This is a genomic window from Bacillus sp. EKM202B, from assembly GCF_011066025.1.
In the GTDB taxonomy this organism is placed as follows: domain Bacteria; phylum Bacillota; class Bacilli; order Bacillales; family Bacillaceae_G; genus Bacillus_A; species Bacillus_A toyonensis.
Genome location: NZ_JAAMNK010000124.1, coordinates 1 through 261 on the forward strand (window position 1 = coordinate 1; position 261 = coordinate 261).

Below are 261 nucleotides of genomic sequence, written 5' to 3' on the forward strand. Positions count from 1 at the left end.
TCCGCAGTAGCTCAGCGGTAGAGCTATCGGCTGTTAACCGATCGGTCGTAGGTTCGATTCCTACCTGCGGAGCCATTGGAGAGCTGTCCGAGTTGGCCGAAGGAGCACGATTGGAAATCGTGTATACGTCACAAGCGTATCAAGGGTTCGAATCCCTTGCTCTCCGCCATAAGGATTTATAATATTTGGCCCGTTGGTCAAGTGGTTAAGACACCGCCCTTTCACGGCGGTAACACGGGTTCGAATCCCGTACGGGTCACC

General features: G+C 53.6%; 3 tRNA genes. All 3 read left to right on the plus strand.

Annotated elements, in window-relative coordinates:
• Positions 1-75 (plus strand) — tRNA-Asn (locus G9F74_RS29630).
• Positions 76-77: 2 nt separating this feature from the next.
• A tRNA-Ser gene (locus G9F74_RS29635) sits at positions 78-169 on the plus strand.
• Between the two features lie 18 nt (positions 170-187).
• Positions 188-259 (plus strand) — tRNA-Glu (locus G9F74_RS29640).
• The last annotated feature ends 2 nt before the right edge of the window (positions 260-261 follow it).